General features: G+C 59.2%; 14 protein-coding genes. 9 read left to right on the plus strand and 5 right to left on the minus strand.

What is annotated here, in order from left to right:
- Positions 1-52 precede the first annotated feature (52 nt).
- Positions 53-292, plus strand: a complete 240-nt coding sequence (locus CCX46_RS00070; RefSeq protein WP_127925277.1) for a PilZ domain-containing protein — start codon at positions 53-55, stop codon at positions 290-292.
- 1 nt (position 293) lies between these two features.
- Here the strand turns inward: CCX46_RS00070 and CCX46_RS00075 are convergent, their stop codons facing one another.
- The 5 genes from CCX46_RS00075 to def form a co-directional block, all read right to left on the minus strand.
- Positions 294-608 carry a tetratricopeptide repeat protein gene (locus CCX46_RS00075; RefSeq protein WP_127925278.1) on the minus strand — a complete coding sequence of 105 codons (315 nt, stop codon included), beginning with the start codon at positions 606-608 and terminating at the stop codon, positions 294-296.
- 132 nt (positions 609-740) lie between these two features.
- On the minus strand, positions 741-2,117 hold the full coding sequence (gene trkA, locus CCX46_RS00080; protein ID WP_034152201.1) for a Trk system potassium transporter TrkA: 1,377 nt from the start codon (positions 2,115-2,117) through the stop codon (positions 741-743).
- A gap of 22 nt (positions 2,118-2,139) precedes the next feature.
- The gene (gene rsmB / locus CCX46_RS00085) at positions 2,140-3,450 is read right to left on the minus strand and encodes a 16S rRNA (cytosine(967)-C(5))-methyltransferase RsmB (protein WP_127925279.1); all 1,311 of its coding nucleotides are present in this window, start codon (positions 3,448-3,450) and stop codon (positions 2,140-2,142) included.
- Positions 3,447-4,406, minus strand: a complete 960-nt coding sequence (gene fmt / locus CCX46_RS00090) for a methionyl-tRNA formyltransferase (RefSeq protein ID WP_127925280.1) — start codon at positions 4,404-4,406, stop codon at positions 3,447-3,449. The genes rsmB and fmt overlap by 4 nt, the downstream gene beginning before the upstream one ends.
- 57 nt (positions 4,407-4,463) lie before the next feature.
- On the minus strand, positions 4,464-4,970 hold the full coding sequence (def, locus tag CCX46_RS00095) for a peptide deformylase (protein ID WP_007911858.1): 507 nt from the start codon (positions 4,968-4,970) through the stop codon (positions 4,464-4,466).
- A 160-nt stretch (positions 4,971-5,130) separates the two neighbouring features.
- Here def and CCX46_RS00100 point away from each other — a divergent pair, with 160 nt between their 5' ends.
- The 8 genes from CCX46_RS00100 (at position 5,131) to CCX46_RS00135 (ending at position 13,293) form a co-directional block, all read left to right on the plus strand.
- Complete coding sequence (locus CCX46_RS00100) at positions 5,131-6,156, plus strand: LysM peptidoglycan-binding domain-containing protein (protein ID WP_127925281.1); 1,026 nt, start codon at positions 5,131-5,133, stop codon at positions 6,154-6,156.
- An 80-nt stretch (positions 6,157-6,236) separates the two neighbouring features.
- Positions 6,237-7,337 (plus strand): DNA-processing protein DprA, encoded by a 1,101-nt coding sequence (dprA, locus tag CCX46_RS00105; protein WP_127925282.1) that lies wholly within the window; start codon positions 6,237-6,239, stop codon positions 7,335-7,337.
- Positions 7,338-7,392: 55 nt separating this feature from the next.
- A complete protein-coding gene (locus CCX46_RS00110) occupies positions 7,393-7,950 on the plus strand; it encodes an L-threonylcarbamoyladenylate synthase (protein WP_127925283.1) in 558 nt (185 codons plus the stop codon).
- 269 nt (positions 7,951-8,219) lie between these two features.
- The gene (locus CCX46_RS00115) at positions 8,220-8,888 is read left to right on the plus strand and encodes a hypothetical protein (RefSeq protein WP_127925284.1); all 669 of its coding nucleotides are present in this window, start codon (positions 8,220-8,222) and stop codon (positions 8,886-8,888) included.
- Positions 8,866-9,600 (plus strand): iron-containing redox enzyme family protein, encoded by a 735-nt coding sequence (locus tag CCX46_RS00120; RefSeq protein ID WP_127925285.1) that lies wholly within the window; start codon positions 8,866-8,868, stop codon positions 9,598-9,600. The genes CCX46_RS00115 and CCX46_RS00120 overlap by 23 nt, the downstream gene beginning before the upstream one ends.
- A 42-nt stretch (positions 9,601-9,642) precedes the next feature.
- The gene (locus tag CCX46_RS00125) at positions 9,643-10,737 is read left to right on the plus strand and encodes a DUF3419 family protein (protein WP_127925286.1); all 1,095 of its coding nucleotides are present in this window, start codon (positions 9,643-9,645) and stop codon (positions 10,735-10,737) included.
- Positions 10,734-12,002, plus strand: coding sequence for an aminotransferase class I/II-fold pyridoxal phosphate-dependent enzyme (locus tag CCX46_RS00130; RefSeq protein ID WP_127925287.1), 1,269 nt, complete (start codon positions 10,734-10,736; stop codon positions 12,000-12,002). The genes CCX46_RS00125 and CCX46_RS00130 overlap by 4 nt, the downstream gene beginning before the upstream one ends.
- Positions 12,003-12,006: 4 nt before the next feature.
- A complete protein-coding gene (locus CCX46_RS00135) occupies positions 12,007-13,293 on the plus strand; it encodes a phenylacetate--CoA ligase family protein (protein ID WP_238704367.1) in 1,287 nt (428 codons plus the stop codon).
- Positions 13,294-13,348: the final 55 nt, after the last annotated feature.

Below are 13,348 nucleotides of genomic sequence, written 5' to 3' on the forward strand. Positions count from 1 at the left end.
ATAACCTCACTGGCAAGGTTATCCACAACCGTTCATCAAAGGGCGCAACAAGATGTCCGAACAACGCAAATCCTTCCGCATCAAGATTACCCACGACAGCTTTGGCGAATGCCTCGGGCAGACGCGCAACCTGTCGCCTACCGGGGTGTTTGTGCAGCATCCGGTTTTGGCTTCTTTGCCCAAAGGCGCGGTGGTTTACGGCCAGGTGCAGGATTTACCCACAGGCGCGCCACGGGTGCGGATGGAGGTGGTGACGGTAGATGCCGACGGTATCGGTCTTCGCTACCTTTGACTCATTGCGCCTGACGATCGAGCTTCTTCAGAAACACCGTCATTTCCTTCTCGGCCTGCTTGTCGCCGTGGGCGCGGGCCGCTTCCAGACCTTGTTCCCACGCCTGACGTGCGGCGGCGCTATCGCCCAGCGCCAACTGCGCTTTGCCCAACAGCTTCCAGGCTGCCGAATACTTCGGATCAAAACCGACACAGCGCTGGAAATGCTCGGCAGCCTTGGCGTTTTCGCCCAGATCCAGATAACCCTTGCCCAGGCCGAAGCGCAGCAATGAGTTATCCACACCCTTGGCGAGCATTTTTTCCAGGGATTCGAGCATTTTTGCACCCTCGTTAATGTGATCGTTCCCACGCTCCGCGTGGGAATGTAGCCCGGGACGCTCTGCGTCCCAATAGCGGGACGCAGAGCGTCCATTGAGGCATTCCCACGCGGAGCGTGGGAACGATCAACCTCAGAAGAAGCTCAACCCCACATGGAACAGCTTCTCCACATCGCGAATATGCTTTTTATCCACAAGGAACAGAATCACGTGGTCGCCCGCTTCGATCACCGTGTCATCGTGGGCGATGATCACTTGTTCATTGCGGATCACCGCACCAATCGTAGTGCCCGGTGGCAGACCTATCTTCTCGATCGGCTTGCCAATCACCTTGCTCGACTTCGCATCACCGTGGGCAATCGCCTCGATCGCTTCGGCGGCACCGCGACGCAATGAGTGCACGCTAACGATATCGCCACGGCGCACATGGGCCAGCAGGGTGCCGATGGTCGCCAGTTGCGGGCTGATGGCGATGTCGATATCGCCGCCCTGGATCAGGTCGACATAGGCCGGATTGTTGATGATCGTCATGACCTTCTTCGCCCCCAGCCGTTTCGCCAGCAGCGACGACATGATGTTGGCTTCGTCATCGTTGGTCAGGGCGAGGAAAATGTCGGCGTCGGCGATGTTTTCTTCCAGCAGCAAATCACGGTCAGAAGCGCTGCCCTGCAAGACTACGGTGCTGTCGAGGGTGTCGGAGAGATAACGGCAGCGCGCCGGACTCATCTCGATGATCTTCACCTGATAACGGCTTTCGATGGCCTCGGCCAAACGCTCGCCAATTTGCCCGCCGCCAGCAATGACGATGCGTTTGTAGGTTTCGTCGAGGCGGCGCATTTCGCTCATCACTGCACGAATATTCTCACGGGCAGCGATGAAGAAGACTTCGTCATCGGCCTCGATCACCGTATCGCCTTGCGGCAGGATCGGCCGATCGCGGCGGAAAATCGCGGCGACGCGGGTTTCGACATTCGGCATGTGCTCGCGCAACTGACGCAATTGCTGACCCACCAGCGGCCCGCCGTAATAGGCACGCACCGCCACCAGTTGCGCCGCGCCTTCGGCAAAGTCGATCACCTGCAAGGCGCCCGGATGCTGGATCAGGCGCTTGATGTAGTTGGTCACCACTTGCTCGGGGCTGATCAGCACGTCGACCGGGATCGCTTCGTTCTGGAACAGCTGTTCCTCGCGATTCAGATAAGACGCTTCGCGCACCCGGGCGATCTTGGTCGGGGTGTGAAACAACGTGTGGGCAACCTGACAGGCGACCATGTTGGTCTCGTCGCTGTTGGTCACCGCTACCAGCATGTCGGCGTCGTCGGCGCCGGCCTGACGCAGCACCGACGGCAGCGAGCCACGGCCTTGAATGGTGCGGATGTCGAGACGGTCGCCGAGGTCGCGCAGGCGCTCGCCGTCGGTGTCGACCACCGTAATGTCGTTGGCCTCGCTGGCCAAATGCTCGGCCAGCGAACCGCCGACCTGTCCCGCACCGAGGATGATGATTTTCATCCAGTCACTCCGTTGAATCCGTTTAGCCGCGCGCGGCAGCGATCTTGATCAGCTTGGCGTAGTAGAACCCGTCATGCCCGCCCTGCTGGGCCAGCAATTGGCGACCATGGGGCTGCTTGATCCCGGCGCTGGTGGCCAGATCCAGTTCGCGGGCACCCGGCGTACGCTCGAGGAACGCGGCGATGACTTCGGTGTTCTCGGTCGGCAGCGTCGAGCAGGTGGCGTACAGCAGGATGCCGCCGACTTCGAGGGTTTTCCACATCGCATCGAGCAGCTCGCCTTGCAGTTGCGAGAGGGCGACGATGTCGTCCGGCTGACGGGTCAGCTTGATGTCCGGATGACGGCGGATCACCCCAGTGGCCGAGCACGGGGCATCGAGCAGGATGCGCTGGAACGGTTTGCCATCCCACCACTTCTCGATATCGCGACCGTCAGCGGCGATCAGTTCAGCGTTCAAGCCGAGGCGCTCAAGGTTTTCTTTAACGCGCACCAGCCGTTTGGCTTCCAGATCCACCGCTACCACGCCGGCCAGCGCCGGTTCGGCTTCGAGGATGTGGCAGGTCTTGCCACCGGGCGCGCAGCAGGCGTCGAGCACACGTTGACCCGGCGCCAGATCGAGCAGGTCGGCAGCCAGTTGAGCGGCCTCGTCCTGCACACTGATCCAGCCTTCGGCGAAACCCGGCAGGCTGCGCACGTCGGCAGCGGCTTCGAGAATGATGCCGTCGCGGCTGTAAACACACGGCGTAGCGGCAATTCCGGCTTCAGTCAGCAAGCCGAGGTAAGCGTCACGGCTGTGATGACGGCGGTTGACCCGCAGAATCATTGGCGGATGCGCGTTGTTCGCCTCGCAGATGGCTTCCCACTGTTCCGGCCAGAAGGCTTTCAGGGATTTCTGCAGCCAGCGCGGGTGAGCGGTGCGCACCACCGGATCACGTTCCAGTTCGGCGAAAATCGTTTCGCTCTCGCGCTGAGCATTACGCAGCACGGCGTTGAGCAGGCCTTTGGCCCATGGCTTTTTCAGCTTGTCGGCGCAACCGACGGTTTCGCCGATGGCGGCGTGGGCCGGCACGCGGGTGTAGAGCAATTGGTAGAGACCGACCAGCAGCAGCGCTTCAACATCGGCGTCGGCAGCCTTGAACGGTTTCTGCAGCAGTTTCTCGGCCAATGCCGAAAGACGTGGCTGCCAGCGCGCGGTGCCGAAGGCCAGATCCTGAGTGAAACCGCGATCGCGATCCTCGACCTTGTCCAGTTGCGTCGGCAGTGAGCTGTTCAGCGAGGCCTTGCCGCTGAGCACGGCGGCGAGTGCCTTGGCGGCGGCCAGACGCGGATTCATTGCGCGTCCACCGCTGCGCCGAGCACGGTGCCAACCGCGAACTTCTCACGACGGCTGTTGAACAGGTCGCTGAAGTTCAGCGCTTTGCCGCCGGGCAGTTGCAAGCGGGTCAGGCACAGGGCTTGTTCGCCGCAGGCGACGACCAAACCGTCCTTGCTGGCGCTGAGGATTTCACCCGGGGCGCCTTTGCCGTCGGCGAGCGTCGCCGCCAGCACTTTCAGCGCTTCACCGTTAAGGGTGCTGTGGGTGATCGGCCATGGATTGAAGGCGCGTACCAGTCGCTCCAACTCAACCGCCGGACGGCTCCAGTCGATGCGTGCTTCGTCTTTGTTCAGCTTGTGCGCGTAGGTGGCGAGTTCGTCGTTCTGCACTTCGCCTTCCAGCGTGCCTGCGGCCAGACCGGCAATTGCTTGCACCACGGCCGGCGGGCCCATTTCGGCGAGGCGGTCATGCAGGCTGCCGCCAGTGTCTTCAGCGCTGATCGGCGTGACGACCTTAAGCAGCATCGGCCCGGTGTCGAGGCCGGCCTCCATGCGCATCACCGTGACGCCGCTCTCGGCATCACCGTGTTCCACGGCGCGTTGAATCGGCGCCGCACCGCGCCAGCGTGGCAGCAAGGACGCGTGACTGTTGATGCAGCCCAGACGCGGAATATCCAGCACCACTTGCGGCAGGATCAGGCCGTAGGCGACCACCACCAGCAAGTCCGGTTTCAGCGCAGCCAGTTCAGCCTGGGCGTCGGCGTTACGCAAAGTCGGTGGCTGCAACACCTGGATATTATTTTCCAGGGCCAGCTGTTTGACCGGGCTTGGCATCAGTTTTTGCCCGCGACCGGCCGGACGATCCGGTTGGGTGTAGACCGCAACGATCTCGTAAGGGCTGTTCAGCAGGGCCTTGAGGTGTTCGGCGGCGAATTCCGGGGTGCCGGCAAAAACGATGCGCAGTGGCTCAGTCATGAAGGGAGTCTCATAAAAAGAAAAAGGCTTGCCGCAGCAAGCCTTTGAAGAGGGGCATCAAGCGTTCTGGCGGTGCTGCTTTTCCAGTTTCTTCTTGATCCGGTCGCGTTTGAGCGTGGACAGGTAATCGACGAACAATTTGCCGTTGAGGTGGTCGCATTCGTGCTGGATGCACACCGCGAGCAGGCCTTCGGCGATCAGCTCATAAGGCTTGCCGTCGCGGTCCAGCGCCTTGATCCTGACCTTTTGCGGGCGATCGACGTTTTCGTAGAAACCCGGTACCGAGAGGCAGCCTTCCTGGTATTGGTCCATTTCTTCGGTCAGCGATTCGAACTCGGGGTTGATGAACACCCGCGGCTCGGTGCGGTCTTCGGAAAGGTCCATCACGACGATACGTTTGTGCACGTTGACCTGGGTCGCGGCAAGGCCGATGCCCGGCGCTTCATACATTGTTTCAAACATGTCATCGACCAACTGACGCACTTCGTCGTCCACTACAGCCACAGGCTTGGCGATAGTGCGCAGACGCGGGTCCGGGAATTCGAGGATGTTTAAAATGGCCATAGGCTTTGATTGCTGCACACGTTGAGTAAAGTCGGGCGATGGCCTGGCAGGTCCGAAGATGCAGGCTACCGTTGTGAAGCGTAGCTTGTGCATTTTGCACAAGCGAGCCACGGGGGCTCTGACGGTTCACGCGAATGCACATGATAAAGGGATTCACCGCATGAGGAAAACACTACTCGCCCTGCTGCTGTTGGCTTCGGCCGGCGTGGCGCAAGGGCAAGTGCAACTCAGGGATGGTTTTCCACAGCAATACACGGTGGTTTCGGGGGACACGCTCTGGGACATTTCCGGCAAATACCTGCGCGAGCCTTGGCAGTGGCCACAACTGTGGCGGGCCAATCCGCAAATCGAAAACCCCAACCTGATCTATCCCGGCGACACGCTGACCCTCAGTTATGTCGATGGCCAGCCACGTCTGACCCTCAATCGCGGCGAGTCGCGCGGCACCATCAAACTGTCGCCAAGAATCCGCACCAGTCCGGTGGCCGAAGCGATTCCAAGTATTCCACTCAAGTCCATCAACAGCTTTCTGCTGAGTAACCGCATCGTCGACAAGGTCGAAGATTTCGACAAGGCGCCGTACATTGTCGCCGGCGATGCCGAACGCGTGCTCAGCGGCACCGGTGACCGTATCTTCGCACGTGGCCATTTCGACCCGAATCAGCCGGTTTACGGGATCTTCCGTCAGGGCAAGGTCTACACCGATCCTGAGACCAAGGAGTTTCTCGGGATCAACGCCGATGACATTGGCGGCGGTGAAATCGTCGCCACCGAAGGCGACGTCGCCACCCTCGCCCTGCAACGCACCACCCAGGAAGTGCGCCTCGGCGATCGTTTGTTCAGTGGCGAAGAACGCTCGATCAATTCGACCTTCATGCCCAGCGCGCCCACCAGCAGCATCAACGGCGTGATCATCGACGTGCCGCGCGGCGTCACCCAGATCGGCGTGATGGACGTGGTCACCCTGAACAAGGGCAAGCGCGACGGTCTGGCCGAAGGCAATGTGCTGGTGGTGATGAAGACCGGGGAAACCGTGCGCGACCGTGTCACCGGTCAACCGCTAAAGATCCCCGACGAACGCGCCGGGTTGCTGATGGTGTTTCGCACCTACGACAAACTCAGCTACGGCCTCGTTCTCAACGCATCGCGCTCGCTGGCGGTGCTCGACAAGGTACGAAATCCGTAAGCAAGCTTCACAAGTTACCAACAGAGTTATCCACAGCTTGTTCCGAATGGTTCGGGGCTTATAACGATCAAGGATGATCCATGATGATGTCTGCCTCCACGCCGGTTTCCCCGGCGGAACTGGAAGCGCGCCTGCGCCTGCACCGCTTGCCGGATGTCGGCCCGAAGCGCTTTGCCAAATTGCTTGAAGCCTTCGGCTCGGCCTCCAAAGCCATCAGCGCTCCGGCCAGTGCGTGGCGTTCGTTGGGTTTGCCGGCGACGTGCGCCGAAGCGCGGCGCTGTCCAGACGTTCGCGACGGTGCCAGCCATGCAATGCGCTGGCTAGAGGGGCCAGAGCATCATTTGCTGATGTGGGATCAAGCCGATTACCCGGCGCTGCTGGCGCAGATTCCTGATCCGCCGCCAATGTTGTTCGTTGCCGGTGATCCGCTGATTCTTGAGAAACCGCAACTGGCGATGGTGGGTAGCCGTCGCGCGTCGCGTCCGGGAATGGACACCGCCGCAGCGTTTTCTCGCAGCCTCGCCGGGGCCGGTTTTGTCATCACCAGCGGGTTGGCGTTGGGTATTGATGCCGCTGCGCATCAGGCCGCTCTGGATGTTGGCGGGCTGACCGTGGGCGTACTCGGCACGGGGCTGGAAAACTTTTATCCACAGCGCAATCGACGCTTGGCTGATGCGATGATTGCGTCCGGTAGCGCGGTGCTTTCGGAGTTTCCCCTGGACGCCGGGCCGACCGCGAGCAACTTCCCGCGCCGCAATCGCATCATCAGCGGTTTGTCTCTCGGCGTGCTGGTGGTCGAGGCCAGCGTTGCCAGCGGATCATTGATAACGGCAAGGCTGGCGGCGGAACAGGGGCGCGAGGTTTATGCAATTCCCGGCTCCATCCACCACCCCGGCGCGCGGGGTTGTCATCAGTTGATTCGTGATGGCGCGGTATTGGTGGAAACCATCGAACACATCCTCGAAGCGCTGCGCGGGTGGCAGCATTTGCCGTTGTCCACAGACGCTCCGAAAGTCGATCATCCGTTGCTCGCCTTGCTCCATGCCGCGCCGCATACCAGCGAGGGATTGGCTGATAGCAGCGGCTGGGCTTTACCCAAAGTCCTGGCCGCTCTGACCGAACTGGAAATGGATGGCCGTGCGGTGTGCGAAAACGGTCGCTGGTTGGCCAGGACGCGCTAGGTTTTACAAGGAAGATCGGTAAACTGCGCGAAACCTGTTTGCGGAGAGTTTTTTCATGGTCAACAGTTGGCGTGTGCAACAAGCCGCACGAGAGATTCGCGCCGGGGCGGTGATTGCCTATCCAACCGAAGCCGTCTGGGGGCTGGGTTGCGACCCGTGGAACGAAGAGGCAGTGGATCGGTTGCTGGCGATCAAGAATCGTTCGGTGGTCAAAGGGCTGATCCTGGTCGCCGACAACATTCGCCAGTTCGATTTCCTGTTCGAAGACTTCCCGCAAGAATGGATCGACCGCATGGCCAGCACCTGGCCAGGGCCGAACACCTGGCTGGTGCCGCATCAGGGCTTGTTGCCGGAATGGGTCACCGGCGTGCACGACACCGTGGCACTGCGGGTCAGCGATCACCCGCAAGTGCGCGATCTGTGCTCGATGGTCGGGCCATTGATTTCGACCTCTGCCAACCCGCAGGGTCGCCCGGCAGCGCGCACGCGTTTACGGGTTGAGCAATATTTCCGTGGTCAGGTCGATCTGGTGCTGGGTGGCAGTCTCGGCGGGCGGAAAAACCCTAGCGTCATTCGCGATCTGGCGACGGGTAAGGTCATTCGTCCCGACTGACCTGTTTTTCTGCCTTCTGCTCTTGAACTCCTCGACTGTTTAGGCGAGGAGTTTTTTTCTGTCTGCGATTTATCCTTGGTCAATCTCCATAACTTAAACAATCTGTTGTTTATGTTGTACTGCTGCGTGTCAGATAAATCGATAAGTTAGAAGTTTCAGTAACTTTTCCCACGTCATTATCAGAAGTCGCGCAGTGGCGATATTTCTAAAAGCATCCATTATTTCAATGCGCTCAGAAACTTCGATAAGTTAACGTCTGCGGAGAAGGAATGGATACTACGAACTTGCAACTCAAGGATTATCTGCAGGGGCTTCAAGAGACATTAACCAGGCAGCATGCCGATTATCGTATTGTTATTCTCGATGCGGGGTCAGATGCCAGCGAGTTTGAACGATTCATCGGTCGGCAGTTTCGTCTGCGATTAAAGCATTACATGCTGACGTCCAGAGCCCGGGCACTTGAAACAAGGCTGGCGATTTCATCGCGCAGTACGCATTTTCTGTTGTATCAGCGCGATCAACTGACGGCGGTTTTGCGAGTGACCCCTTCGCCGTTCGAATGGGCTTCGCTGGCGCACCAGTATGTTTCTCCGACCGTGGCGCTGGCGCGCCATGTCGAGTTCAGTCGCTTGATCACGCATTCCCAACAGCACCGGCCGGTGCCGACCAACGCGTTGCTTGCAGCCGCCACCGAATGGGCGATCGATCGTGGCTATCAAGGTGTGACGGCCTTGTGTCGATCGCCACAACGGCGACTGTTCCAGCGCTTTGGCCTGACCCCGATCACTTCCAACTCACTGCATATCGAACACCGCGCACGCGGCGATTACTGGCTGCTGTCTGCGCAGTGGCGGCAAATCCTCACAGCGCTGCAACAACCTTTCCCCATGAACGGCACCTACCCGGAGAATCGCGATGAATGCGTCCGTCAGTTTTGAACAACAGCTGATTCTGCTCGATCAGCGCATCGAAAAAGCGTGGGCCGATATTCTGGATAGCTCCCGGCTGGTCAAGGCTATCCGCGAGGGCAGTGTTTCCAGAGCGTTATATGCGATCTACATGATCGAAACCTTTCATTACACCACACACAATGCCCGGAATCAGGGGTTGGTCGGTGTGCGACATGCCGATAATCCTGTTTATGCGAAGTTCTGTTTTGAACATGCAGCACAAGAAGTCGGTCATGAAAAAATGGCCCTGCACGATGTCATGAGTCTGGGATTGAAGAATGAAGTATTTGATATGCCACAGGCACTTCCAGCGACGGAAGTATTGATCGCTTATTTGTACTGGATTTCTTTTACCGGTAATCCGTTACAACGGCTGGGATACAGTTACTGGGCGGAAAACGCTTATCACTTTATTACTCCGCTGATCGACAAGCTGAGTGAAACGCTGGCGCTGAAACCCGCTCAACTGACGTTCTTCATTGCTCATTCGGACATCGATGTCGAGCACTTCAATGAGATCAAACTCATCCTGCAGCGAACCTGCAAGCGTCAGGCTGACTGGGATGCCATTGCCACCGTGATGGAAACCAGTCTGCGCCTGACCGGCAACATGCTCGAAGCCGTTTATGAGCAGTATGAAGCCTGGCAAAACGGCCTCGCGCCCCGTTACGAATTCCTCCATGCCCTGGATAAATCATGACGCCTTCACGTTTATTTTCACGTTGGTCAGGCGGAGGTCAGGATGGCTGATTATTTCGAACGGCTGAACTACGCGTTGGGGGATGAAGACACGGCGCTCGAGTACGCCATTCTGCCCGAGGATGCCAGGCACGTGTTGGGTGTTGCCGGCTGCGGCGGTCGGCTTCTACCGTTGCTGGCCCGCCACCCGGCCCGCATGACTTGCGCTGATATCAGTGGGCCGCAGCTGGCCTTTACCCGCTTGCGTTTAGCTTTGCTTGAGCAGACCGATCGCCAGTCGTTCATGGATTTCATGGGCTACCGGCCAGAAACGTCGGTGACACGGCGCAAATCCATATTTCGCCTTCTGGATCTGCCTCCGCTTGATCGCCGCTGGCTGGCGGACTTGCTTCATTCCCGTCATTGGCAGGCACCGATTTACCAAGGGGCCTTCGAGCAGACTCTGCAGCGGTTGGCGAAGGTCAATGGATTGTTCACCGGCAAGGCGGGGCGAGCGATTTTCCAGTTTCGTGATCTGGGAGAGCAATCGGCTTATTACCAAAGCCGGTTTCCCCTCAAGCGCTGGAAGGCTGTGATCGCCTTGTTGGGCAACGCAGCGGTGCTCAATTCGCTGTTGTACAAAGGGGCGTTTCCCCGCAACAACCTGGGTATCAGTTCCCGCGAGGTGTATCTGGATATCTTCCATACCTTGTTTACCACCCAGGTCGTGCGCGAAAGCTTTTTCCTGCAGATGCTGTTTTTCGGTGAGCTGCGCTATCCGCAGGGCTTTCCACTGGAGTGCGATCCGCAGGTTTTTCAACAGGCACACAAGGCGCTGCAGCAATGCCAGCTGACCGTGGTGCAGGGCGATATTTTCGACTGTGCTTCCAGGTGCAGGGATGTCGACTTTGTCTCGTTTTCCGACGTGCCTTCATTCCTGCCGGCGGAGGTTGGCATCGATGTTCTGCAGCGGCTCCGACCCGCTCTGGGCGAGGACGCACTGACGGTTATTCGTGGCCATTTGCATGTGATCAGGCCCGATTGCGAAGGCTTCTGCGACGTTACCGCGCAGTTTCAGGACGCGATCGCACGAGAAAAAACTCAACTCTGGCGAGTACAGGTCTACCGCCAGACATCATCTGTGCAGGTATCTCGATGAATACACCTCATCCGACCGTCAATTGGGTCAAAAACCGGGTCCGTCAGGCACGTGACGATCAGCAGCAATTGTTCGACGCCGGGCTCAATGGCCTGAACCTGGTGCAGCGCGATGGCAAGGTCATAGAGTTGAGCAGTGGCGAGCAGTTGACCGAATTTCTCTCGTGCTCCTATCTGGGACTCGAGAGCGATCCCCGTCTGGTTCAAGGCGCAGTACAAGCCGTCGAGTCTTTCGGTGTGCAGTTTGCTGCCGCCCGCACCCGAGCGCTGCTACCGCCGATGCGCGAACTCGATGAGCAGTTGAACCACATATTCCAGGGGCATACGGTGACATTCAACTCGGTGGGCAGCGCCCATCTGGGGTGTCTGCCGCTGTTGGGCTCCGGTGAATTGCCGTCGTATCCCTTGCGCCGTGGCCCAGGCTGGATCGTTGACCGCGCGGCCCATGCTTCGATGCAAGTACTGCAAGGCATTCTGTGGCAGTTCGGTCCCGTCCAGCGCTGCGATTGCAGTGATCTTCAGCAAGTCGAGGACGCTTGTTCTGCAGCCGTCGCTGCCGGCAACACACCCATTATGCTGACTGACAGCATCGGTTCGATGCGCGGGCTTTATCCCGTTAACAGGCTGCTGCAACTGGCTGAGCGCTTTGAGGGTTATCTGTATGCGGATGACGCTCACGGCACTTCGATCCATGGCCAGGCCGGGGGCGGTTATGCGCTTGATGTTGCTGCTGAGCCGTTGCGCGATCGTTTGATCCTGCTGTCGTCATTGTCCAAAGCCTTCGGTGCTACCGGCGGTGCAATTACGGTGCTGACGTCGGCCGATGCCGAGCTGATTCGGCGCAATGCGTCGACGTATACGTTCGGGGGGCCACTGTCCATGGGCGGTGTCGGTGCGGCAGTCGCCTCGGCAAGCATTCACCTTTCTGCACAGTTGGGGGCGTTGCAGGCGGCGTTATGGAGAAATGTCGAAGCTATAGATGGTCTGCTCGGGCCGGTACTGGGCAACCATCAGATTGCTTCACCCATACGTTTCGTCCGGGTCGGTGCCGAACGAGACGCCATCAGCCTGGCGTTGCACCTGCGTCGGCACGCTATCGCGGTCACCACGGCCTTGTTTCCGGTGGTGGCCAAAGGTGAAGCAATCCTGCGACTGGCCATCAGCGCCAATCACAGCGAGGTTCAGTTGGAGCATCTGGCCAGTGCTGTCAACGAAGGATTCGCTGAGTTGGGCATTCGTCAGGGAGAGCCGCATCATGTGCAGTGACCTGATGCAACGGAGCAGTGCAAAGACCGTTCAGGCTGCAGCCGCCGAGGCCTTCGTGCGTAAATTGGCCTATGCGCGGTCGCTGCCGTGGTTCTGCACGCTATGTCCGCAGATTCAACACATACAGACCGCAGAGGATCTGCATCGGCTGCCAATCCTCGCCGTGGAGGACGATCAGGGCGGGTTGCTGTTTACCCACCTCAGCGAAGCGTCACATCGCGCACCGGGCGGTGGGCTGACCCTGACTTCAGGTGGCAGCACCGGCAATCGCAAGCACATCACCCATTCCTGGGCATTCAACGAAAGCATCGTACCCTTGGGTGCGCGAATGTTTGCTGCGACCGGTGAACTGCCCCGTGTCGTCATCAATTGCCTGACGCCTGGTGAAATGCAGGGAGCCTTTCAATACGCGGCGGCCATCGTCCAGCACATTGGCGCACGCCTGCTGCCTGCAGGCGCGTTGATGGGCATGCAGCGCATAGCCGGGTTGATTCATTCACAAGCAGCCGATGCACTGATCTGCACGCCTTCTTTCGCCGAGGCGCTGTTCAATCATGCCGATGTCGATGGGGTGCAACTGCGCAGTTTGAGATGGCTCTACTACATTGGCGAACCTTGCCGTCAGCCGCTACGCGAGCAACTGGCCCGAGACTGGCCGGCCCTGAGCATTCGATCATTGGGTTATAGCTCGACAGAGACCGGCCCGATCGGTTTCCAGTGCGCGCACCTCGAGCATGGTTTCTACCATTTGCATGCAGACGCCATGTTGCTTGAGGTGGTCGATCCCTTCAGCCTGCAAGCAGTGGTGGACGGTGAAACCGGCGAGTTTCTGCTGACCCCTCTGCTGCCCGATCAGGTGCCTCTGCTACGGTATCGCATTGGCGATCGTGGGCGAGTTTTGGACAGGCAATCCGGTTGTGCCTGTGGCAGCGCTTTGCCAATACTGGAACTGCAGGGTCGAATCGAAGCTTCGATCAAGCTGGGCGGTGCGATCATCACTCAGCGACAGGTCCTGAGTGTGCTCGCAGAAACGTTGCCCGAACTGCACGCTTCGGATGTGCAGGTGCAGATTGATCGACAGGCCGACGGTGCGCACCTGCGGCTGCTTATCGCTAAGGATCGATTACCCGCCGCTGCTGAACGTGTCATCGAACAGGCTTTGCACAACGAGGCGCAAGCGAGCGCATTGCTCAGATTGCCCGGTGTGTTGGGCATGCAGGTACAACGTCTGCCCCGTGGTGACTTCGCAACCACCCTGGCAGGCAAGACGCCGTTCTTTGTCGAGAGGTGACGTCCCGGGCCAGCCTCGTGAGGCTCGCCCGGGTGCTTTGTTTGATGGCTGCGTT

The organism is Pseudomonas sp. RU47, assembly GCF_004011755.1.
GTDB lineage: Bacteria > Pseudomonadota > Gammaproteobacteria > Pseudomonadales > Pseudomonadaceae > Aquipseudomonas.

What these genes read in the sequence shown, in the direction of transcription:
- CCX46_RS00135 (WP_238704367.1), top strand. Translation starts at nt 12,007, where the DNA reads ATGCAACGGAGCAGTGCAAAGACCGTTCAGGCTGCAGCCGCCGAGGCC.
- def (WP_007911858.1), bottom strand. Translation starts at nt 4,970, where the DNA reads ATGGCCATTTTAAACATCCTCGAATTCCCGGACCCGCGTCTGCGCACT.
- CCX46_RS00100 (WP_127925281.1), top strand. Translation starts at nt 5,131, where the DNA reads ATGAGGAAAACACTACTCGCCCTGCTGCTGTTGGCTTCGGCCGGCGTG.
- CCX46_RS00110 (WP_127925283.1), top strand. Translation starts at nt 7,393, where the DNA reads ATGGTCAACAGTTGGCGTGTGCAACAAGCCGCACGAGAGATTCGCGCC.
- CCX46_RS00075 (WP_127925278.1), bottom strand. Translation starts at nt 608, where the DNA reads ATGCTCGAATCCCTGGAAAAAATGCTCGCCAAGGGTGTGGATAACTCA.
- CCX46_RS00130 (WP_127925287.1), top strand. Translation starts at nt 10,734, where the DNA reads ATGAATACACCTCATCCGACCGTCAATTGGGTCAAAAACCGGGTCCGT.
- CCX46_RS00125 (WP_127925286.1), top strand. Translation starts at nt 9,643, where the DNA reads ATGGCTGATTATTTCGAACGGCTGAACTACGCGTTGGGGGATGAAGAC.
- fmt (WP_127925280.1), bottom strand. Translation starts at nt 4,406, where the DNA reads ATGACTGAGCCACTGCGCATCGTTTTTGCCGGCACCCCGGAATTCGCC.
- CCX46_RS00070 (WP_127925277.1), top strand. Translation starts at nt 53, where the DNA reads ATGTCCGAACAACGCAAATCCTTCCGCATCAAGATTACCCACGACAGC.
- rsmB (WP_127925279.1), bottom strand. Translation starts at nt 3,450, where the DNA reads ATGAATCCGCGTCTGGCCGCCGCCAAGGCACTCGCCGCCGTGCTCAGC.
- dprA (WP_127925282.1), top strand. Translation starts at nt 6,237, where the DNA reads ATGATGATGTCTGCCTCCACGCCGGTTTCCCCGGCGGAACTGGAAGCG.
- CCX46_RS00115 (WP_127925284.1), top strand. Translation starts at nt 8,220, where the DNA reads ATGGATACTACGAACTTGCAACTCAAGGATTATCTGCAGGGGCTTCAA.
- trkA (WP_034152201.1), bottom strand. Translation starts at nt 2,117, where the DNA reads ATGAAAATCATCATCCTCGGTGCGGGACAGGTCGGCGGTTCGCTGGCC.
- CCX46_RS00120 (WP_127925285.1), top strand. Translation starts at nt 8,866, where the DNA reads ATGAATGCGTCCGTCAGTTTTGAACAACAGCTGATTCTGCTCGATCAG.